Origin of the sequence: Coprococcus sp. TM115-187, from assembly GCF_027679115.1 — a bacterium.
Classification (GTDB): domain Bacteria; phylum Bacillota; class Clostridia; order Lachnospirales; family Lachnospiraceae; genus Allocoprococcus; species Allocoprococcus comes.
In genome coordinates this window covers 1-24,479 of the sequence record NZ_JAQEKS010000012.1, presented here as the reverse complement: position 1 = coordinate 24,479, position 24,479 = coordinate 1, and the positions used below count along the sequence as shown (strand labels likewise).

General features: G+C 42.9%; 24 protein-coding genes and 2 other annotated features. Of the genes, 19 read left to right on the top strand and 5 right to left on the bottom strand.

Features of this window, described 5'->3' with window-relative positions; genetic code table 11:
* Window positions 1-54: 54 nt before the first annotated feature.
* On the bottom strand, window positions 55-372 hold the full coding sequence (locus tag PGW42_RS09500) for a hypothetical protein (protein ID WP_118198438.1): 318 nt from the start codon (window positions 370-372) through the stop codon (window positions 55-57).
* Window positions 373-622: 250 nt separating this feature from the next.
* On the opposite strand from PGW42_RS09500, the gene cls reads away from it, so the two are divergent.
* Entirely contained in the window at window positions 623-2,209 is a 1,587-nt protein-coding gene (gene cls, locus PGW42_RS09495; protein ID WP_182420297.1) for a cardiolipin synthase, read from the top strand.
* Window positions 2,210-2,427: 218 nt separating this feature from the next.
* Window positions 2,428-3,711 (top strand): adenylosuccinate synthase, encoded by a 1,284-nt coding sequence (locus tag PGW42_RS09490; protein ID WP_270203334.1) that lies wholly within the window; start codon window positions 2,428-2,430, stop codon window positions 3,709-3,711.
* 86 nt (window positions 3,712-3,797) lie between these two features.
* Here the strand turns inward: PGW42_RS09490 and asnA are convergent, their stop codons facing one another.
* The gene (asnA, locus tag PGW42_RS09485; protein ID WP_008374783.1) at window positions 3,798-4,808 is read right to left on the bottom strand and encodes an aspartate--ammonia ligase; all 1,011 of its coding nucleotides are present in this window, start codon (window positions 4,806-4,808) and stop codon (window positions 3,798-3,800) included.
* Between the two features lie 288 nt (window positions 4,809-5,096).
* Between asnA and PGW42_RS09480 the strand changes: the two genes are divergently transcribed.
* Window positions 5,097-5,255 carry a hypothetical protein gene (locus tag PGW42_RS09480; protein WP_008374787.1) on the top strand — a complete coding sequence of 53 codons (159 nt, stop codon included), beginning with the start codon at window positions 5,097-5,099 and terminating at the stop codon, window positions 5,253-5,255.
* Between the two features lie 4 nt (window positions 5,256-5,259).
* On the opposite strand, the gene PGW42_RS09475 is transcribed toward PGW42_RS09480, so the two are convergent.
* Complete coding sequence (locus PGW42_RS09475; RefSeq protein WP_022220548.1) at window positions 5,260-5,481, bottom strand: hypothetical protein; 222 nt, start codon at window positions 5,479-5,481, stop codon at window positions 5,260-5,262.
* Between the two features lie 136 nt (window positions 5,482-5,617).
* On the opposite strand from PGW42_RS09475, the gene PGW42_RS09470 reads away from it, so the two are divergent.
* The 8 genes from PGW42_RS09470 to PGW42_RS09435 all read left to right on the top strand — a co-directional run bounded on the left by PGW42_RS09470 (window position 5,618) and on the right by PGW42_RS09435 (window position 13,886).
* Window positions 5,618-6,127, top strand: coding sequence for an SEC-C metal-binding domain-containing protein (locus tag PGW42_RS09470; RefSeq protein ID WP_022220547.1), 510 nt, complete (start codon window positions 5,618-5,620; stop codon window positions 6,125-6,127).
* Between the two features lie 69 nt (window positions 6,128-6,196).
* Window positions 6,197-6,407, top strand: a binding site (T-box leader).
* Between the two features lie 143 nt (window positions 6,408-6,550).
* Entirely contained in the window at window positions 6,551-7,414 is an 864-nt protein-coding gene (locus tag PGW42_RS09465; RefSeq protein ID WP_008374798.1) for an aldo/keto reductase, read from the top strand.
* Window positions 7,415-7,451: 37 nt separating this feature from the next.
* Window positions 7,452-9,383, top strand: coding sequence for a threonine--tRNA ligase (gene thrS, locus PGW42_RS09460; protein ID WP_173824593.1), 1,932 nt, complete (start codon window positions 7,452-7,454; stop codon window positions 9,381-9,383).
* Window positions 9,384-9,459: 76 nt separating this feature from the next.
* Complete coding sequence (locus PGW42_RS09455; protein ID WP_117556263.1) at window positions 9,460-9,780, top strand: DUF1540 domain-containing protein; 321 nt, start codon at window positions 9,460-9,462, stop codon at window positions 9,778-9,780.
* A gap of 159 nt (window positions 9,781-9,939) precedes the next feature.
* On the top strand, window positions 9,940-11,310 hold the full coding sequence (locus tag PGW42_RS09450; RefSeq protein WP_270203333.1) for an AI-2E family transporter: 1,371 nt from the start codon (window positions 9,940-9,942) through the stop codon (window positions 11,308-11,310).
* A 6-nt stretch (window positions 11,311-11,316) separates the two neighbouring features.
* Window positions 11,317-12,243 carry a homoserine O-acetyltransferase MetA gene (metA, locus tag PGW42_RS09445; protein WP_118198437.1) on the top strand — a complete coding sequence of 309 codons (927 nt, stop codon included), beginning with the start codon at window positions 11,317-11,319 and terminating at the stop codon, window positions 12,241-12,243.
* A 115-nt stretch (window positions 12,244-12,358) separates the two neighbouring features.
* Window positions 12,359-12,988, top strand: a complete 630-nt coding sequence (locus tag PGW42_RS09440) for a cyclodeaminase/cyclohydrolase family protein (RefSeq protein ID WP_055246961.1) — start codon at window positions 12,359-12,361, stop codon at window positions 12,986-12,988.
* A 25-nt stretch (window positions 12,989-13,013) separates the two neighbouring features.
* Window positions 13,014-13,886, top strand: a complete 873-nt coding sequence (locus PGW42_RS09435; RefSeq protein WP_270203332.1) for a bifunctional 5,10-methylenetetrahydrofolate dehydrogenase/5,10-methenyltetrahydrofolate cyclohydrolase — start codon at window positions 13,014-13,016, stop codon at window positions 13,884-13,886.
* Window positions 13,887-14,036: 150 nt separating this feature from the next.
* Here PGW42_RS09435 and PGW42_RS09430 read toward each other — a convergent pair whose 3' ends face one another.
* The gene (locus PGW42_RS09430; protein WP_022220545.1) at window positions 14,037-14,384 is read right to left on the bottom strand and encodes a helix-turn-helix domain-containing protein; all 348 of its coding nucleotides are present in this window, start codon (window positions 14,382-14,384) and stop codon (window positions 14,037-14,039) included.
* A 123-nt stretch (window positions 14,385-14,507) separates the two neighbouring features.
* Between PGW42_RS09430 and PGW42_RS09425 the strand changes: the two genes are divergently transcribed.
* From PGW42_RS09425 to PGW42_RS09395, 7 genes are all read left to right on the top strand, one after another.
* Entirely contained in the window at window positions 14,508-14,801 is a 294-nt protein-coding gene (locus PGW42_RS09425) for a hypothetical protein (RefSeq protein WP_270203331.1), read from the top strand.
* 71 nt (window positions 14,802-14,872) lie between these two features.
* Window positions 14,873-15,123, top strand: a binding site (T-box leader).
* A 182-nt stretch (window positions 15,124-15,305) separates the two neighbouring features.
* Window positions 15,306-16,325 (top strand): ABC transporter substrate-binding protein, encoded by a 1,020-nt coding sequence (locus PGW42_RS09420; protein WP_270203330.1) that lies wholly within the window; start codon window positions 15,306-15,308, stop codon window positions 16,323-16,325.
* Between the two features lie 30 nt (window positions 16,326-16,355).
* On the top strand, window positions 16,356-17,243 hold the full coding sequence (locus PGW42_RS09415; protein ID WP_055158458.1) for an ABC transporter permease: 888 nt from the start codon (window positions 16,356-16,358) through the stop codon (window positions 17,241-17,243).
* Complete coding sequence (locus tag PGW42_RS09410) at window positions 17,230-18,003, top strand: ABC transporter ATP-binding protein (RefSeq protein WP_008374812.1); 774 nt, start codon at window positions 17,230-17,232, stop codon at window positions 18,001-18,003. Before PGW42_RS09415 ends, PGW42_RS09410 begins: the two co-directional genes overlap by 14 nt.
* Window positions 18,004-18,344: 341 nt before the next feature.
* The gene (nrdD, locus tag PGW42_RS09405; protein ID WP_117823054.1) at window positions 18,345-20,477 is read left to right on the top strand and encodes an anaerobic ribonucleoside-triphosphate reductase; all 2,133 of its coding nucleotides are present in this window, start codon (window positions 18,345-18,347) and stop codon (window positions 20,475-20,477) included.
* Complete coding sequence (gene nrdG, locus PGW42_RS09400; RefSeq protein ID WP_008374816.1) at window positions 20,478-20,975, top strand: anaerobic ribonucleoside-triphosphate reductase activating protein; 498 nt, start codon at window positions 20,478-20,480, stop codon at window positions 20,973-20,975. It abuts the gene before it with no gap.
* On the top strand, window positions 20,959-21,474 hold the full coding sequence (locus PGW42_RS09395) for a deoxyuridine 5'-triphosphate nucleotidohydrolase (RefSeq protein ID WP_008374818.1): 516 nt from the start codon (window positions 20,959-20,961) through the stop codon (window positions 21,472-21,474). Before nrdG ends, PGW42_RS09395 begins: the two co-directional genes overlap by 17 nt.
* A gap of 330 nt (window positions 21,475-21,804) precedes the next feature.
* Here the strand turns inward: PGW42_RS09395 and PGW42_RS09390 are convergent, their stop codons facing one another.
* The gene (locus tag PGW42_RS09390; protein ID WP_270203329.1) at window positions 21,805-23,163 is read right to left on the bottom strand and encodes a spore germination protein; all 1,359 of its coding nucleotides are present in this window, start codon (window positions 23,161-23,163) and stop codon (window positions 21,805-21,807) included.
* 256 nt (window positions 23,164-23,419) lie between these two features.
* Here PGW42_RS09390 and PGW42_RS09385 point away from each other — a divergent pair, with 256 nt between their 5' ends.
* Window positions 23,420-24,286, top strand: coding sequence for a DegV family protein (locus PGW42_RS09385; protein WP_270203328.1), 867 nt, complete (start codon window positions 23,420-23,422; stop codon window positions 24,284-24,286).
* The last annotated feature ends 193 nt before the right edge of the window (window positions 24,287-24,479 follow it).

Here is a 24,479-nt window from a genome sequence, read left to right as displayed (position 1 = left end):
TCTTCCGGGTTTGGCTTTATGCAGAAAATGATAAGCTGTAAGATAAGTTCTTTCTTAAACTTCTTCTGAAGCCGGATCGGATTCTTCGGAATCAGTTTCCGGTGTCTGGGAAGCGGCTTCTGCATCGTCAGTTTTTTCTTCAGACTCTTCAGAGGTTTCTTCCTTTGCAGAAGATGGAGTAAGAGTTGTGTAACCACGCTCAGGCACTTCGCCAAGATCATCATCCAGTTCAAAATCATCCTCTTCAAAAGTATCATCGAACTCGTCTTCCGGTTCTTCATTATGTCGGTTCTTTAACCAGTAATATGCACCGGCACCAGCTGCGCCTGCGGCAGTCAGTCCGAGCAGGATTTTACCAAAATTTTTAGCCATGTTGCTGCTCCTTTCTTGATCTCGTCCTGTCAGATATGGCAGATGAGATAGTTCGTCATGAAATATAGTATACATGAATAATTTTATTGTAATACTTTTATTTGAAAAGGGAAAGTAAAATATTTATAAAAGAACCAGAAAAACAACAAAAATAAGGAAGTGTTGTACGATTATAAGCAACTGGAATGTTGTGAAAGAATAAAAATTGTGTTACGATATAAAATAGTATCTAAAGAGAGGAAGACCGCGAATGAGAGAATTTACAAAATATCATGATACCAGCAAGTCAGTCAAAGAACGTGCCAAGACAAAAGTATTTGGTGCAGTGTACAGCCATACCGCGATTATTCTTCTGCTGATTCTTCTTCAGATTGGTATTATGGTTCTCACTTTTACATATCTGGGAAATTACAGTACCTATATGAACGGAGTGATATCGCTTCTTTCTTTTATCACAGCGATTTATATTTTCAATGAAAAAGGGAATCCGGCGTTTAAGATGACGTGGATCCTGTTTGTGTTCCTTGTCCCGGTGGTCGGAGTTGGATTTTATCTGTTTACAAAAGCAGGAATCGGAACCAAATATCTGGGTGCCAGACTGGAGAAGCTTCGAGTGGAGACTGAACCTTATATGCAGCAGAATGAATATGTTGTCCATGCGATGAAAGGTGGAAGGGTTGCAAATGCCAATCTGTCACATTTCCTTTATAACCAGGTGGGATTTCCGACTTATGGGAACTCACAGGCACAGTATTTTCCACTGGGAGATGACAAATTTCCGGTTCTGATCGAAGAACTGAATAAGGCAGAAAAATTTATTTTCATGGAATATTTTATTATCGGAGAAGGATATGTGTGGGACACTGTTCTGGAGGTTCTGCGTAAAAAGGTGAAAGAGGGCGTGGAAGTACGCCTGATGTATGACGGAACCTGCAGTATCAGCCTTTTGCCGTATGAGTATCCGAAGCAGCTCCGGGAATATGGAATCCAGTGCAAGGAATTTGGACCGATCGTACCCATCCTTTCTACCAGCCAGAATAATCGGGATCACCGGAAAATCTGTGTGATTGACGGAAAGGTTGCATTTACCGGAGGTGTCAATCTGGCAGATGAATATATCAACAAGAAAGTCCGGTTCGGACACTGGAAAGATACAGCGATCAAAATCGAAGGTGATGCCGTGCAGAGTTTTACCATGATGTTCCTGCAGATGTGGAATATTACGGAGAGACAGCCGGAGGATTATGCAAAGTATCTGACAGAAAAGCAGCCGGGATTCAGCCGCAAAGATGGTTATATCATCCCATACGGAGACAGTCCGTTCGATCATGAAAATGTAGGAGAAGAAGTGTATTTCCACATTCTGAATCATGCGAAGAAGTATGTGCATATTATGACACCGTATCTGATCCTGGACAATGAGATGATTGATGCGCTGACAAGAGCTGCAAAAGGTGGAATAGAAGTGCAGATTATTATGCCACATATTCCGGATAAGCCGTATGCATTTTATCTTGCGAAGACTTATTATGAGGAACTGATCGCAGGTGGGGTAGAGATCTATGAATATACGCCTGGATTTGTTCATGCAAAAGTATTTACTTCAGACGATGATACGGCGACAGTAGGCAGTATCAATCTGGATTACCGCAGTCTTTATCTGCATTTTGAATGCGGTGTTTTCATTTACCGCAATCCGGTTGTGCGTGATATTGAAAAGGACTTCCAGGATACACTGGCAAAATGTCAGAAGGTGACGATGACGGAGGTCAGAAACCGGAGTACTTTTGTGAAAATATACGGTCAGGTTTTAAGACTTGTGGCACCGCTGATGTAGCAAGACTGTTACGGAGCATAAAATCAAGAAAAATACGGAATTTTCGGGAAGTAGCTGAAAATAAGAGTGTACTTTTTATTTGAAATGTAGTATAATTCAATCGGTGTCTTTATAAGGGACATTGATTATATTTATAAGTAGGAGTTATCCCGATGAAAAGAGGGATGACACTGTGGAGATATTTCACAGATAGCCAAGAACACGCAGGAGGATTTATTATGGTTAAAGCAGTAGTAGGTGCGAACTGGGGAGACGAAGGAAAAGGTAAGATCACAGATATGCTTGCCGAAAAAGCAGATATTATCATTCGTTTCCAGGGTGGAGCAAATGCCGGACATACAATTATCAATGATTACGGCAAATTCGCTCTTCATACATTACCGTCAGGAGTTTTCTACGGACATACAACCAGTATCATCGGCAATGGTGTCGCTGTAGATATCCCGGTTCTTTTCAAGGAAATCCAGTCAATCATTGACAGAGATGTTCCGATGCCGAAGATTCTGGTGTCAGACCGTGCACAGATGGTGATGTCTTATCACAAGAATTTTGATGCATATGAGGAAGAGAGACTGGGCGGAAAGTCGTTCGGATCTACAAAGTCTGGTATTGCACCGTTTTATTCAGACAAGTATGCAAAGATTGGTTTCCAGATCAGTGAGCTTTTCGAGGATGAAGCTGAACTTAGAGAAAAGGTAAACCGCATAGCAGAACAGAAGAACGTCATGTTGGAACATCTGTATCACAAACCGTTAATCAATCCTGATGATTTATATAAGGAACTGATGGAATACAAAGAAATGGTAGCACCGTATGTATGTAACGTTTCTCTGTATCTTAACGAAGCACTCAAGGAAGGTAAAGAAATTCTTCTTGAAGGACAGCTTGGAACATTAAAGGATCCAGATCATGGAATTTACCCAATGGTAACTTCTTCTTCTACACTGGCAGCTTACGGTGCAATCGGTGCCGGAATCCCGCCGTATGAGATCAAACAGATCGTTACAGTATGTAAAGCCTACTCAAGTGCAGTAGGAGCAGGTGCCTTTGTAAGTGAGATCTTTGGCGAAGAAGCAGATGAACTCAGAAGACGTGGTGGAGACGGCGGAGAATTCGGCGCAACAACAGGTCGTCCGAGACGTATGGGATGGTTTGACTGTGTAGCATCCAAATATGGATGCCGTATGCAGGGAGCTACAGATGTAGCATTTACCGTTGTCGACGTACTTGGATACCTGGATGAAATTCCGGTATGTGTAGGATACGAGATTGACGGAGAAGTTACAACAGAATTCCCGACAACACATCTTCTTGAAAAAGCAAAACCAGTACTCAAGACACTTCCGGGATGGAAATGCGACATCAGAGGAATCAAGAAATACGAAGATCTTCCGGAGAACTGCAGAAACTACATCGAATTTATCGAGAAAGAGATCGAATATCCGATCACAATGGTTTCTAATGGACCGGGAAGACATGATATCATCTTCAGAAATAAATAGGAATGTAAAAATAGGGCAGGACTTTTTTAGTCCTGCCTCATTTTTTTATGGCGAATTATCAAATTGTGATAATGGTTGGTTATGTATTACAGTAAGTACACTCCGCGGGATGCGGCTTCTTCGAGGACGTCGTCCGGCCAGATGGAGGACTGGACTTCTCCGATGTGGGCTTTGCGGAGATAGAACATACAGATTCGGGACTGTCCGATTCCGCCTCCGACTGTGTACGGAAGTTTTCCGTTCAGTAATGCTTTCTGGAAATCCATCTCGGCGCGTTCTTCGCAGCCGGCTTCCTTTAACTGACGGCGGAGTGCATCTTCATCGACACGGATACCCATGGAAGAAAGCTCCAGTGCGATATCGAGTACCGGATAGTAGACGATGATATCACCGTTCAGTTCCCAGTCATCGTAGTCCGGTGCACGTCCGTCATGACGCTGTCCGGAGGCAAGGGTCTTACCGATCTGTTTGATGAATACGGCACCTTTGGCTTTGGCAAAGTGGTATTCACGTTCCTTTGGTGTCTTGTCAGGATACATGGTTTCCAGTTCCTGGGATGTGATGAAGCTGATTTCATCCGGAAGGAATTCTTCAATATAATTGTAACGGCGTGCCATGTAGGCTTCGGTTTCTTTGAGTGCACTGTATACTTTTCCTACGGTGTATTCCAGTGTCTCCATGTTGCGTTCTTCTTTGGAAATTACTTTTTCCCAGTCCCACTGGTCAACATAGATGGAATGGATGTTGTCAGTATCTTCATCTCGGCGGATAGCGCTCATATCAGTATAAAGTCCTTCTCCTGAATGAAAGCCGTAGCGCTTTAAGGCGTAACGTTTCCATTTTGCAAGAGAGTGGACGATCTCAACTTCGCGGTCTTCCTGTTCTTTGATGCCAAATGCAACCGGGCGTTCTACTCCGTTCAGGTTATCGTTCAGTCCGGATTCCGGGCGGACGAAAAGAGGAGCGGATACACGCGTCAGATGCAGAGATTTGGCAAGTGCGCGTTCAAAGTGGTCTTTTACTTCTTTGATAGCCACTTCAGTCTCGCGGATCGTAAGTGGAGAATGGTAATTCTCCGGTATCTGCAAATTGTTCATGATGTTCTTCCTTTCTTACTACTCACTATGTCTAGTTTAGTGAATTGACGTGGTGTTGTCAATCATATTTCCTTAAGAAACGACTTATTTTCTTAAGAAACAACTTATGATTTTTTTAGAGAATCTCCATAGTAAGGTCACAGAACACGGCTATACTCTTAAAATAAAAAAGAAAAAGTCATAAATCAGAAAATAAGAACATATATTAAAAATGTCGGGGAAATGCCGGATGAGGCTTATACCAGAAGGCAGACAGACGAAAAAACTGTAGACAGGAGGTAACAAGATATGCAGAAAGAGAAGAATATCAGCACACAGGAAGTCATTTCCATGGAAGAATATCTAAATAAGAGACAGAAGATCAGAGAACAGGAGAAAAAACGATTCGGTGGCAGATTCGGCGAAGAAAAAAGCCCTGCCTGGATGATGGCAGAGCTTTATGTATGAGACATTAATATTCACTGTGAAAGTCGTCATCATTCCTGTGGATCAGACGATAAACCAGGATATAGGCGTAACTCATAACCGGCACAAGAATCGTGCAGGCAACAGATGCTTTCAGAAGTCCTAATGATCTGGATTTGTCGATAAATGCAAATACCAGAGTGCTGACGTACATCAGGAACAGAAGAATTGCACAGATAAGAGCTGCAAAACGCTTGAATTTTTTCATAACAACCACCTTCGTACTATACTTTATCTCTATTATATAGATAAAAAACAATTTCTACAAGAAAATGTTTTGCAAACAGTCGAAAAATGCTGTATGATATATGGAGTGATAAAGAATAAAAAGGAGAATTTACAGTATGAGTACATTATTAGAACAGTGGAGAGATACCGCTTACTCGAAAGAGATGGATAAAGCTTCTCTGCAGAAGTTCTGGGGAACCTATTTCCAGACTGAAAAAGAGATCTATGAAAAGCTGCTTGAGAATCCAGACGAAGAAGTAAAAGGAACTGTAAAGGAACTTGCTGAAAAATATGGCATTAATGTATTTACAATGACAGGATTCCTTGATGGAATCAACGACAGCCTGAAAGTGGCTAATCCAATTGAGACAATGGATGAGGACACTGAGGTAAGTCTTGCTTTTGATAAAGAACTGCTTTACAAGAATATGGTAGATGCAAAAGCTGACTGGCTGTATGAACTGCCACAGTGGGATAAGATCTTTACAGAAGAAAAGAAAAAAGTCCTTTACAAAGAACAGAAAAACGCACGTACAATCCACGTGGAAAAGAAAGTTTATCCAAACGATCCATGTCCGTGCGGAAGTGGTAAAAAATATAAAAAATGCTGTGGTAAGAACAAATAGGTTCTGATAGAAATTTTCAATACATTTTTTGAACGTGTTGACAAATGAAAATCCCATGGTATAATGTTAGCAAATGCGATGAAGAGAAGAGTAGAACGCAGGAAGAATCCCAGAGAGAGAGGTCTTAGGCTGAGAGCCTCTTATTACAGAAGCGTTTGAAGACCACCTCCGAGCGGCTGTAAAACAGTCCGGCTGGATACCGTTATCATCCACAAAGAGGTCCTGGAAATCAGGACAAGCGGGGTGGAACCGCGGGTATACAAAGTAACTCGTCCTCTGCAGCAGATATTTCTGTTGCAGAGGTTTTTTATTTACGCGAGCAACGAGCCAAAGTCCATGCTTGCACGAGACCTTGGCGACTGCCGCGATAACTTGAGAAACTCGCGGAGCGTGTTTCTCATAGTTTACAGAAAGGATGATCTAATGGAAAGTATTTACGATTGTTTCAAGCTGAACAATGATATGAAAATCCCATGCGTTGGTTTTGGAACTTACAAAGCAGCAGAAGGGAATAACGTAGAGGTTTTAAAGACTGCCATAGAAGCAGGATATCGCTATTTTGATACTGCATCCTTTTATCAGACCGAAGATTTTTTAGGGCAGGCGATCCGTGAAAGCAATCTTCCAAGAGAGGATTTTTTCCTTGTATCCAAGATGTGGAAAGATGAAATGGGATATCAGCAGACAAAGGATGCATTAGAAAAGAGTCTGAAAAGACTTGGTACCGATTATCTGGACATCTATCTGATCCACTGGCCAAGACCGTCGGCTGACTGTGAGAACTGGAAAGAACTGGATCTTGAGACCTGGAGGGCGATGGAAGAACTTCAGAAAGAAGGGAAAATCCGGGGACTTGGACTCAGCAACTTCCTTCCGCACCATATTAAGAACATTCTGGAGAATGGAACTGTAAAACCAGTTGTCAATCAGCTGGAACTGCATCCGGGTTATATGCAGCAGGCAGCTGTGCAGTATTGTAAAGAGCATGGTATTCAGATGCAGGCATGGAGCCCGATCGGAAGACGGCGGATTCTGGAAGATGGACTGATCCTTGAACTTGCCGGAAAGTATCAGGTTTCACCGGCGCAGCTGTGTCTGAGATTCCTGCTTCAGAATGATATCATTCCGCTTCCGAAATCATCTTCGATGGAGCGGATGAAACAGAATATGGATCTGTTCCATTTTGAGATCAGCGAAGAGGATGTATCGAGACTGGCAACTATGCCACAGGCAGGATGGTCAGGAGAACATCCGGATCCGGAGCTTGCACAGAAAAATGTTGTATAATCAGAAATTATAAAATAAAGAGAGGAACAAAAAGACTATGAAAATCACATTAAAAGATGGATCAAGCAAAGAATATGCACAGAGCATGTCTGTAATTGATATTGCAAAAGATATCAGTGAAGGACTTGCAAGGGTTGCAACAGCAGGAGAAGTTGACGGAGAAGTTGTTGATTTAAGAACTGTGATCGACAAAGACTGTGAGCTGAACATTCTTACATTCAATGATGAAAAAGGAAAAGGTGCATTCCGTCACACAACATCCCACATTATGGCACAGGCGATCAAGAGACTGTACCCGGATACAAAGCTTGCAATCGGACCTTCTATTGAGGATGGATTCTATTACGATATCGATCGTGAGACTCCACTTGTAGCAGAAGATCTGGAAAAAATCGAAGCTGAGATGAAGAAGATCGTGAAGGAAGATCTTCCAATCAAGCAGTATACAATGCCAAGATCTGAGGCAATTGCATATTTCAAAGAAAAAGATGAACCATATAAAGTAGAACTGATTGAAGATCTTCCGGAAGATGCTGTGATCAGTTTCTATTCACAGGGAGAATTTACAGATCTTTGTGCAGGACCGCACCTGATGAGCACAAAACCGGTAAAAGCATTCAAACTTACAAGCCTTGCAGGAGCTTACTGGCGGGGAAGTGAAAAAAATAAGATGCTTCAGAGAGTTTATGGTACTTCTTATCCGAAGAAAGCAGAACTTGAAGAATATCTGCATATGATGGAAGAAGCAAAGAAGCGTGATCATAGAAAACTTGGAAAAGAACTTGGACTTTTCATGATGAGAGAAGAAGGACCAGGATTCCCATTCTTCCTTCCAAAAGGAATGGAACTGAAGAACCAGCTGCTTGATTACTGGAGAGAGATCCACAAAAAAGCAGGCTATGTGGAGATTTCCTCACCGATCATGTTAAGCCGTCATCTTTGGGAAACATCAGGACACTGGGATCACTACAAAGACAACATGTATACAACTGTGATCGATGATGAAGATTTTGCAATCAAACCGATGAACTGTCCGGGTGGAATTCTTGTATATGAATCAGAACCACGTTCTTATCGTGATCTTCCGATTCGTATGGGAGAACTTGGTCTGGTTCACCGTCACGAAAAATCAGGACAGCTCCATGGCCTGATGCGTGTAAGATGCTTCACACAGGATGATGCACATATCTTCATGACACCGGAACAGGTTCGTGATGAGATCAAAGGAGTTGTAAAACTGATTAATGAAGTTTACAGCCTCTTTGGATTTAAATACCATGTAGAGCTTTCTACAAGGCCGGAAGACAGCATGGGAAGTGATGAAGACTGGGATATGGCTACAGAAGCTCTTCGCGGAGCCTTGGATGATCTGGGACTTCCATATGTAGTAAATGAAGGAGATGGAGCGTTCTACGGACCGAAGATCGACTTCCATCTGGAAGACTCTATCGGAAGAACATGGCAGTGTGGAACCATCCAGCTTGATTTCCAGCTTCCGCTCAGATTTAACCTTGAATATACAGGAGCAGATGGTGAGAAGCATCGTCCGATCATGATCCACCGTGTAATCTTCGGATCGATCGAAAGATTTATCGGTATCCTGATCGAGCATTTTGCGGGAGCATTCCCGACATGGCTTGCACCGGTACAGGTTAAGGTACTTCCGATTTCAGACAAATATATGGATTATGCACAGAAGGTTCTGGATGAACTGAACAATTCAGGTGTTCGCGCAGAGATTGATACACGTGCAGAGAAGATCGGATACAAGATCCGTGAAGCACAGATGAAGAAGATCCCGTACATGCTGGTTGTCGGAGCAAAAGAAGAAGAGGACGGACTGGTATCTGTAAGAAGCCGTTTTGAAGGGGATGAAGGACAGAAGACACTGGCTGACTTCCTTGCAGCAATCAAGATGGAGATCCAGGCCAAGACAGCAAGAGAAGTAAAAAAAGAAGACGACAAATAGAGATTTAAATAAAATCTGAATAAGAAATAAAATTTTCGGGCATAATGATACTGATTTTCAAAAAGGAGGTAACATTATGCCTGAATTAAAATGTACAGTACAGACATGTATGCACAACAAAGATTTTTATTGTGATCTGAACGCAATTACGGTGGGAGGAAAATCTGCACGGAAAGCTGCAGAGACAAGCTGTGACAGCTTTGAAGAAAGAAAAAGCGGAACCTACAGCAATGTGACCGGTGAGGCGGGTCCGACAAGCAAGATCGACTGTAAGGCCACGGAGTGCCAGTATAATAAGGAATGCCAGTGCCATGCAGGAAAGATCAGTGTGGAGGGCAGCCAGGCATGCAGCTGTGATGAGACGGAATGTGCAACTTTCAGTTGTGGATGTGCGTAGATGAGATTGATGGGTGTGGGAGAGTTTCTCCTGCACCTGTTTGTTTGTGTGCAAGGAATGAGAGAAAAGGTGCGAAAAGGATGGTTGGGGAGGTTGACGGGGGTGTTAGAAAGAAGGTATAATGAAAACTAGACTTTTGAAGAAAGACAGGGAAATTAAATGGAAAAAAAAGAAAATGTAGAGGAAGGGGTTTCAGAGAAGCCGGAAGAGAAGAAATCAGCAGCGTATTATGAGAAGCGTCCGGAATTTGGTAACAGAGGACCATCAAAGATTTTGCTTCATTTCAGGAAGGGGCTTACCTTTTTTCTTGTAATTGCAGCTTGTGTGATCTTTTATTTTCTGTTACTCCGAATAGATGATATATCAGTAGGTGTCAGTAAAGTAATTGATGTGTTAAAGCCGATCCTATACGGAATGGTGATCGCATATTTGCTGAATCCGATCGTAAAGCAGATTGACCGGTGGCTGATTCCACAATTAAAAAAGAAAATGTCTCAGGAAAAGGCAAAGAAGGTTTCGCGTAGTGTCGGTGTTTTTGCAGCGCTGGTTATGCTGCTTGCTTTGATCCTGGCACTGTGCAATATGCTGATTCCGGAACTTTATAAAAGTATCCGTGACATGGTTCAGACTCTGCCGGGACAGATCAGTGATATGGTTACGAAGATCATAAGTATCCAGAAAGATACCAGTCCTGCCGGAGTCATGGCACGTAACCTGTTAGAAAAGGGATCGGATGCATTACAGAACTGGATCAAACAGGATCTTTTAACCAAGGTTAATGAAGTGATGTCAAACCTGACGGTTGGGATCATCAATTTTGTCAGTGAGATCCTGAATTTTCTGATTGGTCTTATTGTATCAGTCTATATTCTGTTCAGTAAGGAAACATTTTCCGCACAGAGTAAAAAGATCGTCTATGCAGTGTTCCGTACAGATCATGCCAATATGATCCTGCATCTGACAAAGAAAAGCAATGAGATTTTCGGTGGATTTATTATTGGAAAGATCATTGATTCTATGATTATCGGAGTGCTTTGCTTCTTTGGACTTACGCTCCTGAAGATGCCGTACATACTTTTGATCAGTGTAATCGTTGGTGTGACCAATGTCATTCCTTTCTTCGGACCGTATATCGGTGCTATTCCGAGTGCCGTTCTGATTTTGCTGAATGATCCGATCAAGGGCTTGTATTTCCTGATCTTCATTCTTGTGCTGCAGCAGCTTGATGGAAATGTGATCGGACCGAAGATTTTGGGCAATTCGACCGGATTATCTGCATTCTGGGTTGTATTTTCAATCCTGCTCGGAGGCGGTCTGTTTGGATTTGTAGGAATGATCATGGGCGTACCTACATTTGCAGTAGTTTATTATATTATTACAATGCTGATCAATCATTTGCTGGAGAAGAAAAAGCTTCCGCTTCAGACTTCGGAGTATGGGGAAAAGAGTTATGTGGATGATAGCGGAAGATTTGTCAGAGAAAATGATACAGCGGTAAAAAACGGGGAAAATAAAAAAGAGAGGAAGTAAGCAGAAATGCCAATTCGTGTACAGAATGACCTTCCGGTAAAAGAAATACTGGAAAAAGAAAATATATTTGTAATGGATGAGAACCGTGCGGTTCATCAGGACATTCGTCCGATCAAGATCGGACTTCTGAATCTTATGCCACTGAAAGAGGATACAGAACTTCAGCTTCTGCGCTCCCTTTCCAATACACCGCTGCAGGTTGACATTGTGTTTTTGGCAGTGAAAAATCATGTTTCAAAGAATACTTCAGCGAATCACCTGAACCGGTTTTATGAGAATTTTGAAAATGTAAAAGATCAGAAATTTGACGGATTTATCATAACCGGAGCACCGGTAGAGCAGATGCCTTTTGAAGAGGTGGATTACTGGGAAGAGCTTGTAGAGATCATGGAGTGGACAAAGACGCATGTTACTTCAACGATCCATCTCTGCTGGGGAGCACAGGCAGCACTTTATTATCATTATGGGATTAATAAAGTACAGCTGGACAAAAAGCTTTTCGGTATCTTTGAACATAAGGTTATGAACCGTAAGATTCCTCTGGTACGTGGATTTGATGATGTATTTTATGCACCGCATTCGAGACATACAGATGTGCCGATTGAGAAGATCCGTGCAGATGAGAGACTGATGATTCTGGCAGAGTCGGAAAAGGCAGGAGCATACCTTATCATGGCACAGGATGGAAGACAGATTTTTGTGATGGGACATCCGGAGTACGACCGGGTGACACTGGATCAGGAGTATAAGCGGGATCTGAGCAAAGGACTTCCGATTGAAATGCCGGAGAATTATTATCCAGACAATGACAGCACACAGAAGCCACTTCTTACATGGAGAGCACATGGTAACTGTATGTATGCAAACTGGCTGAATTACTATGTTTACCAGGCAACCCCGTATGATATGGTGGGGACACCGGATTTTCATTAGGATTCAGATAGAATTTCATATACCGATATCCTGAAAGGCATATTAGAAAGTACTATGTTTCAGAAGAGAAATCCTTTGCTATAATAGGAAAGCAAAAATAAGCGGGAGGAAAAATATGTTATTGGAGCAGAAAACAACTGATTTTTTGGAACAGCTCTCATCGTCAGCACCGATTCCGGGAGGTGGCGGTGCATCGGCAGCAGTCGGAGCGTTCGCATCAGCTTTGGGACTTATGGTTACAAATCTGACTGTCGGAAAAAAGAAATATGCGGATGTTGAAGAAGAAATTCTAGAGATAAGAGAAAAACTTGAGCAGAAGAAGCAGGATCTGGTCCGGATGGTAGATGAAGATGCCGAGGCTTTTGAACCACTGGCAAAGGCTTACAGAATGCCAAAAGAGACAGAGGAAGAACAGGCAGAGAAGGAAAAAGTTATGGAGGCCGCACTTAAAAATGCGGCAGAAGCACCACTGTGTATCATGAAAACAATTGTAGATACTATGGAGATGATCCGGGTGCTGGGGGAAAAAGGAAGCAGGCTTGCTGTCAGCGATGCAGGAGTTGCAATCCTCTTTGCACAGGCAGCCCTTGAAGGAGCTTCTCTTAATATTTTTATCAATACAAAGATGATGAAGGATCAGGAAGAAGCTGAAAGACTGAATTATCTGGCTGATCAACTGATTGCGACAGGCAAAGAACTGAAAGAGACAACTTATGATGCTGTACTTAAGGGTATCAGACCATAACAGATAAGACAGACAGGAGGAAGACATGAGCATACAGATGCGAGGGGCTGAAGTGGCAAAAGCCATGAAAGAAAAGCTGATCAGAGAAAGAGAAGAGTTGAATGCGGCGGGAGTAAATCCATGCCTTACGATCATTCGGGTAGGAGCGAAAGAAAATGATCTTGCCTACGAACGTGGAGCAAAAAAGAGAATGGAAATGATCGGAATCGAGTGCCGCATTGTAGAACTGCCAGAAGATATTTCACAGGAAGAATTTGAGGATGCTTTCTGTAAGATCAATAAAGATCCGGAGGTTCACGGGATCCTTTTGTTCCAGCCGCTTCCGGAGCAGCTCGATGTAGAGAAGATCAGACAGATGATCGACCCGGCAAAGGATATGGATGGAATGAGTCCTGTAAATCTTGCAAAAATATTCGAAGGTGACAGAACTGCTTATGTGCCTTGTACTTCTGAGGCAGTGATGCACATTATGAATCACTATGGAATTGAACTCCAGGGGAAAAGAGTGACCGTCATCGGAAGAAGCATGGTTGTTGGAAAACCGCTTTCCATGCTGATGCTTGGACAGAATGCAACTGTAACTATCTGCCATTCACGCACAAAAGATCTGGCGGACAGATGTCGCGAAGCAGAGATAATAGTAGCTGCGATCGGACGGGCAAAGCATATCACCGCCGATATGATCGCCGAAGGAGCGGTGGTAGCGGATGTCGGAATCAACGTACTGGAAGACGGAACCCTCTGTGGAGATGTGGACTACGAAAATGTCCGGGAAAAAGTATCCCATATCACACCGGTTCCGGGAGGAGTAGGAAACGTCACAACCTCTGTACTCGCCTCTCACGTGCTGCGTGCCGCCCGTATAGGTCAGAACGAACCCAGACAACGCAGAGGGTAACACCGCCTCTCTGTCGAACACAATACAAATGGGCGAAGAACAGTTACAACCGGTAACCCAGAGCGCCTCGGAAGAGAAAAAATCCTATAGATTCAACTTGAATCTATAGGATTTTTTTCTCCTCCGGCTCCGGGGTGGCATAGACTACATTTATTTTTCGCCCATCTCTGGTGGAATCTTTTCTAACAACTGTCGGATATTATCACGGATCAGTCGTTTATAATTATCAGGAAGCGGTGTGATCATATCCAGGATCTCGGCATTGATCGGATCCTTTGAATGAATTGAATCATCCAGGTAGTCACAGATCAGATAATCAAATTTGACATCTAATGCTTCTGAAAAATTAAGCATGGTTGCAAAGGATGTTGCCTGGCTGCCATTTTCAATCCGGCTTATCGTTGTCTCATCAAGATTTAGTTTTTCTGCTAGTGCTGCCTGTGTAAGACCGGCTTTGTGACGTGCCTGCCGAACGCGTGTACCGAAATTCTTTTCCATGCTGTATCTCTCCTTCATAAAAGTAGTGTAGCATTTCAATTTGAAAAAAGAATGATATTATATGCAAGTTAACTTTACAAAAACGCCATGATAGGATATGATTAAAAAAAGGGGGGTAGAGAAATGGATTGGGAATCGTACAGAACAGATCTTGAGGCGATAAAGCTTGCGGTGAATGAATGTGAAAGACTTGGAGTGGATAAAGAAGAACTCCTCATAATCAGTATTTACCGTTTGTATGAATTTTATAAAACAGAAGACGACAGAGTCTATCTTCTGGGGGCATTATTGCATCTTAAGGCTTATCTTGAACTGAGGATGGAATATGAAAAGAACCGTAAGATTTTTTCGCTGATTTTAGATAATTACGGGGTATGTTATCAGGATATTTTTCAGGGAGCTGAGAAAATGGAGTGAAAAAATCTGAAAAATTCCAAAAACCAGGTTGACAAACAGAGAATAAAGAGGTAATATATTAACCATAAATTGTAAAACCGTTGAGAAAGAGGAGTAGGTTATCGAACGATATCACAGAGAGCAGCAGGCGGTGGGATTGCTGTATGGAGTTGATAATTGAATGGACTTTCGAGGGCAGCCTGAAATCAGATAATTGAGAGTATGGTTTGTCGGGAACCAAACCCGTTATCAATAAGGGATGTATGTTAGTACATAAAAGAGGACAGGAAACTGTTAAAGTTGAGTGGTACCGCGTTAGTAGAAGATATTAGTCGCCTCAATCCGTAGAAGGATTGAGGCGTTTTTTATTTCATAGGAAATTCCGAAGGGACTTCCTAATAAATAAAAAGTCTCCGGCAGGATGTTACATATGTATTCCTGTTGTGGTACGGCGCGGAATCAAGAAACACCTTCTCTTGAAAGCTAACAAAGAAAATTATTTATCAAGAAGAGGAGAACAAAATTATGAAAAAGAGAACAATCGCAGTATTATTAACAATGGCAATGGCAGCAACAATGATGGCAGGATGTGGAAGCAAGTCGGATTCCAAGACAGCAGATGGAGAAAAGAGCTATACAATCGGTATTTCCCAGTTTGCAGAGCACGGATCTTTAGATAACTGCCGTGAAGGATTTTTAGAGGGACTGAAAGAAGAAGGTATCGAGGAAGGAAAGAATCTGAATGTTGAATACAAGAACTCGGCAGCAGATATGGGAACTGCATCACAGATCGCAAGCAGCTTTGTATCCGATAAAGTAGATCTGATCTGCGGAATCGCAACACCAAGTGCACAGACAGCATACAATGCTGCGATTGATACGGATATTTCGGTTATCTATACTGCAGTTACAGACCCGAAAGCAGCAGAGCTTGCAGATGATAAAGGGAACCCGGTTGGAGAAGTCACAGGAACCAGTGATAAACTTCCGATTGAAGCACAGCTGAAAATGATCCGTGAACTTCTTCCAGATGCGAAGAAGATTGGTATCCTCTATACAACAAGTGAGGCAAACAGCGTATCTACAATTGCTGAATACAAAGAAAAAGTCGGTGACTATGGATTTGAACTTGTAGAAAAGGGAATTACAAATACATCAGAAATCGCACTTGCAACAGACGATCTTCTGTCACAGGTAGACTGCATCAGCAACCTGACAGATAATACGGTAGTAAGCTCGCTTGCAACCATTCTGGATAAGGCAAATGCAGCAAATATCCCGGTATTCGGAAGTGAGATCGAACAGGTGAAGCTTGGATGCCTGGCAGCAGAAGGTCTTGATTATGTAGCACTTGGCAAACAGACAGGTAAGATGGCAGCAAAGGTTCTCAAAGGAGAAAAGAAAGCATCTGAAATGCCATTTGAGACGATCACAGAAGCAGGACTTTACCTGAATACAAAAGTAGCAGAAAATCTTGGAATCACAGTGGAAGACGATCTGAAAAACAGTGCAGTAGAGACATACGATTCTATCAGCGAAAACTAAATTTGAATTAGAAAAGTGAGGAGCAATGCAATGAGCTTTGCAGTATCGATTTTGGAGCAGGGACTGATTTACGGAATCCTTGCATTGGGAATTTATATAACATACAAAATTCTGGATTTTCCAGATCTGACCGTAGATGGCAGCTTTCCATTAGGAGCTGCCGTAACGGCGCTTATGATCACAAAAGGAGCGAACCCGTATCTGACCCTTCCGGCTGCATTTGCAGCAGGTGTGGCAGCCGGTATCTGTACCGGACTGATCCATGTCAAATGCAAGGTAAGAGATCTGCTTTCAGGTATCATTATGATGACAGCGCTCTGGACGATCAACCTTCGTGTGGCAGGAACAGCCAATGTACCGTTGTTTTCCCAGAAGACAATCTTTAAAAATGATACACTGGATAAGCTGCTTCCGTCAGGATTTTCCGCTTACTCTACATTGCTCATCATTCTGATCATTGCGTTAATTGTGAAAATCATTCTCGACCTTTACCTGAATACCAAGTCCGGATACCTGCTCCGCGCAGTCGGAGATAACGATAAACTGGTAACTGCAATGGCAAAGGATGAAGGAAATGTGAAAATCTTGGGACTTGCGATCGCAAACGGGCTGTGTTCGCTTGCGGGATGTATTTTCTGTCAGGAAGAACGTGTATTTGAAATTTCCAGTGGTACAGGGGCGATGGTAATCGGTCTTGCAAGTGTTATCATCGGAACCAGTATTTTCAAAAAAATCAGTTTTGTAAAAACAACGACAGCTGTACTGATCGGTTCTATCATTTACAAGGCCTGTGTGGCAATCGCACTGAAGAACTTCGAACCGCAGGATATGAAGCTGATCACAGCCGTATTATTCCTGGTAATTCTGGTGCTTAGTATGGAGAGAAAGAAGAAGGTGAAGAAGAATGCTGGAGCTTAGAAATATCCACAAATATTATAATCCGGGTACAGTCAATGAGATGTGTCTCTTTGAGGACTTCAATCTGACGATCAATCAGGGCGAATTTGTATCCGTAGTAGGAAGTAACGGTTCCGGTAAAACTTCGATGCTGAATATCATCTGCGGAAGTATTCCGGTAGAATCCGGACAGATCCTGATCGATGGAAAAGATATCACAAGGGTAAAAGAATACAAGAGAAACCAGAAGATCGGACGCGTGTACCAGAATCCATCTATGGGAACCTGTCCGTCTATGACGATCTTGGAAAATATGTCTCTTGCGGACAATAAAGGAAGGTTCTACGGACTTGGACGGGGAACGAATAAGGCACGTATTGATTATTACAGAGAACAGCTCGCCCAGCTTGGTCTTGGACTGGAAGATAAGCTTCATGTCAAAGTCGGATCACTTTCCGGAGGACAGCGCCAGGCGATGGCACTGCTGATGTCTACAATGACACCAATCGAGTTTTTGATCCTGGATGAGCATACTGCTGCGCTGGATCCAAAGACAGCAGAACTGATCATGGAGCTGACCGATAAGATTGTAAAAGAAAAAAATCTGACAACGGTTATGGTCACACACAATCTCCGCTATGCAGTAGAATACGGTAATCGTCTGATCATGATGCATCAGGGACATTGTGTGATGGATAAGGCAGGAAAAGATAAAGAGGATACCTCGATCGATGAAATCCTGACGATGTTCAATGAAATCAGTATTGAGTGTGGAAACTAAAAAAATACAAGATTATGAATTAAAGAGATAAGCAGAAAAGGAAACAGTTTCGGCTTATCTCTTTTTGTATCTCCAAAGGTTTTGGAAAAATTATTCGAGGATTTTCAAAATGAAAGGCTATTGTCTGAATACAGAAGGAGAAGTCTGTCCGGTATAAAATGTCAATGGATTTTCAGGAATATGCCTGTAGAAGATTTGGTTGTCTGGCTGTCGGAAAATTGGTTATTTTCACAGATTGACGCTCTCGCTGTGATAGTGCTAAAATAGAGGAAAACGGTCAAGATATAGTATACATTTTAAATAGAATACAATATATTGTAGTTATCAGAAAGGAGAACAAGATGAGCTTAAACAATGTGAAAGTTGTAAAAAAAGACGGGACAAAAGAAGAATTTAACGTGCAAAAAGTCGTTGTGGCAGTCAATAAGTCTGCATATCGTGCACTGATCAAATTTTCACAGAAAGATATTGATTTTATCTGTCATTTTGTAGAAGAAAAGGTAGAAGAACTCGGAGTGCATGAGATCCGGATTCCGGAGATGCACAATATTGTAGAGGGAGCGCTTGAGAAAGTGAATCCGATCGTGGCAAAAAGTTACCGGGACTATCGGAATTACAAGCAGGATTTTGTGCAGATGCTTGACGAGGTTTATAAGAAAAGCCAGTCGATCATGTATATCGGGGACAAAGAGAACAGTAATACAGACAGTGCACTGGTATCGACCAAGCGAAGCCTGATCTTCAATGAGCTGAACAAAGAATTATATAAGAAATTTTTCCTGACGGTGGAAGAATTACAGGCAATCCGGGAAGGATATATTTATATCCATGATATGTCAGCCCGAAGAGATACGATGAATTGTTGTCTCTTTGATGTGAAAAGCGTACTGACCGGTGGATTTGAGATGGGAAATCTGTGGTACAATGAGCCAAAGACACTGGATACGGCATTTGATGTGATCGGAGATATCGTACTGAGTGCGGCAAGCCAGCAGTACGGAGGATTTACCGTACCGAGCGTAGATGAGATCCTGGAGCCTTATGCGAAGCGTTCCCATGAAAATCATCTGAACAAATACAGAAGCCTCGGACTTTCGGAAGAAGTAGCACAGGAGATTGCCTGGAAGGATCTGGAAAAAGAGATGGAGCAGGGATTCCAGGGATGGGAGTATAAGTTCAACTCCGTATCCTCAAGCCGTGGAGACTATCCATTTATTACCATGACCAGCGGAACCGATATCAGCGAATACGGAAAGCTTGTCACAAAGACGATGCTGGAAGTAAGAGCAGGAGGACAGGGAAAGCCGGGACATAAAAAACCGGTACTTTTCCCGAAAATCGTGTTCCTTTATGATGAAAATTTACATGGACCTGGAAAGCCGGGAGAAGATCTTTTTGAAGCCGGAATTGAGTGCTCCAGAAAGACTATGTATCCGGACTGGCTCAGCCTTACCGGAAAAGGCTATGTGCCGAGTATTTACAAGCGCTACGGAAAAGTCATCAGTCCGATGGGATGCCGTGCATTCTTATCTCCATGGTATGAAAGAGGCGGTATGAATCCGGTGGACGAAAAGGATGAGCCGGTATTTGTCGGAAGGTTCAACATCGGTGCGGTCAGTCTCCATCTTCCGATGATCCTTGCCAAATCCAGACAGGAGAACCGAGATTTCTTTGAAGTACTGGATTATTACCTGGAACTGATCCGGAAGCTTCATATCCGTACTTACGAATACCTCGGAGAGCTGCGTGCTTCTACGAATCCGCTTGCCTACTGTGAGGGTGGTTTCTATGGCGGACATCTGAAGATCCATGACAAGATTAAACCGGTGCTGAAATCGGCAACCGCTTCCTTTGGAATTACGGCGCTCAATGAATTCCAGCAGCTTTATAATAAAAAGTCCCTGGTAGAGGATGGAGCATTTGCCATCAAGACCATGGAATATATCAACATGAAGGTCAATGAATTTAAAAAAGAAGACGGCTATCTGTATGCGATTTATGGAACACCGGCTGAGAATCTGTGTGGTGTGCAGGTGCAGCAGTTCCGTAAAAAATATGGAATCGTGGAAAATGTATCGGACAGGGCGTATGTGAGCAACAGTTTTCACTGCCATGTAACCGAGGATATTACACCGATCGAAAAGCAGGATCTGGAAAACCGTTTCTGGGATCTGTGTAACGGTGGAAAGATCCAGTATGTAAAATACCCGATCAATTATAACAAAGAGGCTATCAAATCACTGGTACGCCGTGCAATGGATATGGGATTTTATGAGGGTGTTAATCTGTCGCTTGCCTACTGTGATGACTGTGGTCATGAAGAGCTGTCTATGGATGTGTGTCCGGTATGTGGAAGCAAGAATCTGACAAAGATTGACCGTATGAACGGATATCTGTCTTATTCGAGAGTCAAGGGAGATACCAGACTTAATGATGCCAAGATGGCAGAAATTGCGGAAAGGAAAAGTATGTAAATGCGTTACCATAATATAACAAAAGATGATATGCTCAACGGGGATGGTCTGCGGGTTGTCCTCTGGGTTGCAGGATGTGACCATTGCTGTAAGGAATGCCACAATCCGGTGACCTGGGATCCGAATGGTGGGCTTTTCTTCGATGAAAAGGCGAAGGCAGAGATTTTTGAAGAACTGGAGAAGGATTATATCAGTGGGATCACATTCAGTGGAGGCGACCCGCTGCATTCGGCAAATGCCTATGAGGTCATGATGCTGGCAAAAGAGATTAAAGAAAAATTTCCGTCAAAGACGATCTGGCTTTACACCGGTTATGAATGGAAAGATATCAAGAATATGGATATTGTAAATTATCTGGACGTTCTGGTGGACGGAGAATTCGAGGTTGAGAAAAAAGAACTGGATCTGCACTGGAAAGGCAGCGCGAACCAGATGGTCATTAACGTACCGGAGACATTAGGAAAAGGAGAAATTGTATTACATGAAGAGAATTGCTAAATTTCACAAAGTAAGTCTGGAACAGTTTATGGAAGGATGGAAGGATACCTTTGGTGAGCAGTATACAGAGGATCAGATCAAGGCTTTATATGAAGAAATCAAATTGCCGAAGCGTGCAACGGCAGGAAGTGCAGGATATGATTTCTATGCACCGGATGATTTTGTGATCGAGCCGGGAAAGACGATCAAGATCCCGACAGGGATCCGTGTGGAAATGGAAGAAAACTGGGTGCTCAAATGCTATCCGAGAAGCGGACTTGGATTCAAGTTCCGTCTGCAGCTGAATAATACGGTAGGAATTATTGACAGCGATTATTTCTATTCTGATAATGAAGGTCATATCTTTGCGAAACTGACGAATGATACCAATGAGAATAAAACGGTAGAGCTTGGAAAAGGGACAGGCTTTATGCAGGGGATTTTTGTTGAGTATGGAATTACTGTGGATGACGATGCGACAGCAGTCAGAAACGGGGGATTTGGAAGTACGACGAAGTAGGGTTGTAAAAAAGAGGCGTTAAAATATAGGTTGTGTTGGCGACCGGGATCAAAAAAATAGTGTTCAATTCCATTGTGCAAGGGCATTACGATGAACCTCTGAGAGCGAAAATTGTGTCAGCAAAGGCTTCCACAATTTTTGAGTTTCATCTCCATTGCACAATAAGTGAATTGAACACTATTTTTTTGATCCCGGTCGCCGGATTTACTGTATTAGAGAGGCGTTTTTTTACAAGGCTGGACTGATAACCGGTTGAGGAGATTCAGGTAGTGGTGGAAAGGTGAAGGTTATGTAGGTGTAGCCTGCAATTTTGTTGCAGGCTACAGGGGATTAGTTTAATTTTACGTTCAGGTAACTACGGCTGGATAGGGTTTTGTTGAAGGTGATGCAGAGGATGACGATGAGGCAGCCTGTGAGGAATCCTGGGAGGTTGAAGATGGCGGTGAGGATAAGGAGCAGGAGACGCATGAATTTTAATGCGTAGCCTAGTTCAAAGTTTGGCTGGGTGTAGTTGGCGATGGAGACGAATGCCATGTAGAGCATGATCTCGCTGTTGAACCAGCCGGATTCGACGGAGAATTCCCCCATGACGATACCGGCGATGACGCTGAGAGGGGTGCTGAGCATACTCGGAGTGTTGAGGGCGGCGAGGCGGAGTCCGTCGATGGCAAGCTCCAGGATCAGGATCTGGAAGATCAGGGGGATGTTGACCGTATCTTCGATCAGAACGAAGCGGAAGATCTCCGGTATCCATGCCGGGTTCTGCATAAAGAGCAGAAAGAGTGGAACCATGAAGACAGTCAGCAGTGTGATCAGTACACGGGATATTTTCAGGTAGATTCCGGTGATTGGCGGAAAGTAGTAATCATTTGCCTCTTCGATCATATCAAAGATGGAGGTTGGCAGGATCAGTGCAGATGGGGAGGTATCAGTAAGGATGATCACTTTTCCTTCCATCAGGCAGGCGCAGGCTGTGTCTGGACGTTCGGTAAATTTATATTTTGGAAATGGATTGTACCATTTGCGCTGAAAGAGAGCTTCCGCAAGAGATTGCTGGCTCATTTTCAGATCCTGGGATTTGCTTTCTTCCAGTTTGTTCTGGATCGTGGTCAGAAGTTCGCGGTCTACACGGTCGGACATATAGCAGAGAGCTACGTCGGTGCGTGTGGAAGTGCCGGCTTCATACATTTCCATGATCAGATGCGGATCGCGGATCCGGCGGCGCATCAAGGCAGTATTGAATACGATTGTTTCCACAAAGCCATCACGGGAACCGCGCAGGGATTTGTCTTTATCGGGTTCCTCGATGCTGCGGGACGGGTAAGTACGGCAGTCGATGGCAATAGCGGCTTCATAGCCGTCAATAAAAAGACAGGTGACACCGGACAGAAGATTTTTGAAAATGCTGTCAAAGTCACCGAGAATATCAACTTCTACATAGGGGATGCAGCTTGTAGAAAAGGAAGTTGCATCCTCTGGCATATCATCGGCAGAAATATTGAGGAAGGAGTCCATAAGTTTCAGCATGATTTCATCTTTGGTGAAACCATCAATAAAATAAAAGGCACTATTTTGTCCGCCGATGATCAGAGTTCGTTCGATAATATCAAAGCTTTTTTTTACGGGAAGAGCCCGGTTCATATATTTTGTATTGTCGGTGAGGGAAGCACTGACAGTATGTTTTTCCATATTGAATCCTCCATTCAGAGATAATTTAAAGTTAAGAAAATCTGGAATCCCGGAAATATTTTACTGCCTGGATTCTGCATAGATTTAGCATTTCACAAAAAAAGGAAAATATACCGGATTATGACAAAAGTTATTAAGAAACTTAAGATTTTTTTAGCATGGGAAAAAGATTTTGCTATCTTGCGGAAAAGAGGGTATACTGTACATAATTATAAGTAATATATAAATCCCTAAAGGGATGAAGGAGGACACACTTATGAGTGAATATATGATCATGACAGACAGCACAGTGGATTTACCGAAGGAATACCTGACCGAGGAGCTTGGGGTTCCATATATTCCTCTTACTTATCTGATCGATGGACAGTCTTATGAGGATATGATTGGACTTACCGGGGAAGAATTTTTTGCAAAAGTCAGGGCAGGGTCGATGCCGACAACTTCTCAGATCAATCCGGAGCAGGCAAGAGAGGCATTGGAGCCATATCTGAAGGAAGGAAAAGATATTTTATATATTGCCTTTTCATCCGGACTTAGCGGAACGTACAACAGTGTGCGGATGGCAGCAGAAGAGCTGCAGGAAGAGTATCCGGAGCGGAAATTGATTGTGATTGATTCACTCTGCGCCTGCATGGGAGAGGGGCTTCTTGTGTACAAAGCTGTTCAGATGAAGCGTGCAGGAAAGAGTCTGGAAGAAGTGGCTGCCTGGGTGGAGGAGAACAAGCTTCATATCATGCATAACGTTACGATTGATGATTTATTCCATTTACATAGAGGCGGAAGAGTATCTAAAGCTTCCGCGATTGTCGGAACGATGATCCAGATCAAACCGATCATTCATATGGATGAGCATGGCGAATTGAAGGTTATCGGAAAAGAGCGTGGCAGAAAGAAGGCACTGACGCATATTGTAGATATGGCAGTGAAGCAGTCAGAAGGATGGGACAATGATATCGTAATGATCACACACGGTGACTGCAAAGAAGATGCGGAATTTGTGGCAAGACAGGTAGAGAAGAAGATGGGGGTCCACAATATTCTGATCAACTGCATCGGAACGGTTATCGGATCACATACAGGTCCGGGGGTTGTGGCTGTGTTCTGTATGGGAAATAAGAGATAAGGAAGAACTGACTTTTAATGAACAGTAACTCTTCGCTGCCTTGTTTCATGACAGATTATTAGAATTCTTGCACCACCGGAGAAAAATGAGATGTGCATTTTGGAGGTTTATGATATACTGAGGTTGGCTTCTTTTAAACTGGACCCCATGTCAAGGACACAGTAAATTTTTTAGGTCAATTGGTTAAACAACC

Bases quoted from the DNA above. Each gene is read 5' to 3' on its own strand.
- PGW42_RS09465 (WP_008374798.1), top strand. From the start codon at position 6,551: ATGGAAAGTATTTACGATTGTTTCAAGCTGAACAATGATATGAAAATC.
- PGW42_RS09390 (WP_270203329.1), bottom strand. From the start codon at position 23,163: ATGGAAAAACATACTGTCAGTGCTTCCCTCACCGACAATACAAAATAT.
- PGW42_RS09440 (WP_055246961.1), top strand. From the start codon at position 12,359: ATGTTATTGGAGCAGAAAACAACTGATTTTTTGGAACAGCTCTCATCG.
- PGW42_RS09410 (WP_008374812.1), top strand. From the start codon at position 17,230: ATGCTGGAGCTTAGAAATATCCACAAATATTATAATCCGGGTACAGTC.
- PGW42_RS09385 (WP_270203328.1), top strand. From the start codon at position 23,420: ATGAGTGAATATATGATCATGACAGACAGCACAGTGGATTTACCGAAG.
- PGW42_RS09480 (WP_008374787.1), top strand. From the start codon at position 5,097: ATGCAGAAAGAGAAGAATATCAGCACACAGGAAGTCATTTCCATGGAA.
- PGW42_RS09490 (WP_270203334.1), top strand. From the start codon at position 2,428: ATGGTTAAAGCAGTAGTAGGTGCGAACTGGGGAGACGAAGGAAAAGGT.
- PGW42_RS09415 (WP_055158458.1), top strand. From the start codon at position 16,356: ATGAGCTTTGCAGTATCGATTTTGGAGCAGGGACTGATTTACGGAATC.
- nrdD (WP_117823054.1), top strand. From the start codon at position 18,345: ATGAGCTTAAACAATGTGAAAGTTGTAAAAAAAGACGGGACAAAAGAA.
- PGW42_RS09435 (WP_270203332.1), top strand. From the start codon at position 13,014: ATGAGCATACAGATGCGAGGGGCTGAAGTGGCAAAAGCCATGAAAGAA.
- PGW42_RS09455 (WP_117556263.1), top strand. From the start codon at position 9,460: ATGCCTGAATTAAAATGTACAGTACAGACATGTATGCACAACAAAGAT.
- PGW42_RS09420 (WP_270203330.1), top strand. From the start codon at position 15,306: ATGAAAAAGAGAACAATCGCAGTATTATTAACAATGGCAATGGCAGCA.
- metA (WP_118198437.1), top strand. From the start codon at position 11,317: ATGCCAATTCGTGTACAGAATGACCTTCCGGTAAAAGAAATACTGGAA.
- cls (WP_182420297.1), top strand. From the start codon at position 623: ATGAGAGAATTTACAAAATATCATGATACCAGCAAGTCAGTCAAAGAA.
- nrdG (WP_008374816.1), top strand. From the start codon at position 20,478: ATGCGTTACCATAATATAACAAAAGATGATATGCTCAACGGGGATGGT.
- PGW42_RS09430 (WP_022220545.1), bottom strand. From the start codon at position 14,384: ATGGAAAAGAATTTCGGTACACGCGTTCGGCAGGCACGTCACAAAGCC.
- PGW42_RS09470 (WP_022220547.1), top strand. From the start codon at position 5,618: ATGAGTACATTATTAGAACAGTGGAGAGATACCGCTTACTCGAAAGAG.
- PGW42_RS09395 (WP_008374818.1), top strand. From the start codon at position 20,959: ATGAAGAGAATTGCTAAATTTCACAAAGTAAGTCTGGAACAGTTTATG.
- thrS (WP_173824593.1), top strand. From the start codon at position 7,452: ATGAAAATCACATTAAAAGATGGATCAAGCAAAGAATATGCACAGAGC.
- asnA (WP_008374783.1), bottom strand. From the start codon at position 4,808: ATGAACAATTTGCAGATACCGGAGAATTACCATTCTCCACTTACGATC.
- PGW42_RS09425 (WP_270203331.1), top strand. From the start codon at position 14,508: ATGGATTGGGAATCGTACAGAACAGATCTTGAGGCGATAAAGCTTGCG.
- PGW42_RS09450 (WP_270203333.1), top strand. From the start codon at position 9,940: ATGGAAAAAAAAGAAAATGTAGAGGAAGGGGTTTCAGAGAAGCCGGAA.
- PGW42_RS09475 (WP_022220548.1), bottom strand. From the start codon at position 5,481: ATGAAAAAATTCAAGCGTTTTGCAGCTCTTATCTGTGCAATTCTTCTG.
- PGW42_RS09500 (WP_118198438.1), bottom strand. From the start codon at position 372: ATGGCTAAAAATTTTGGTAAAATCCTGCTCGGACTGACTGCCGCAGGC.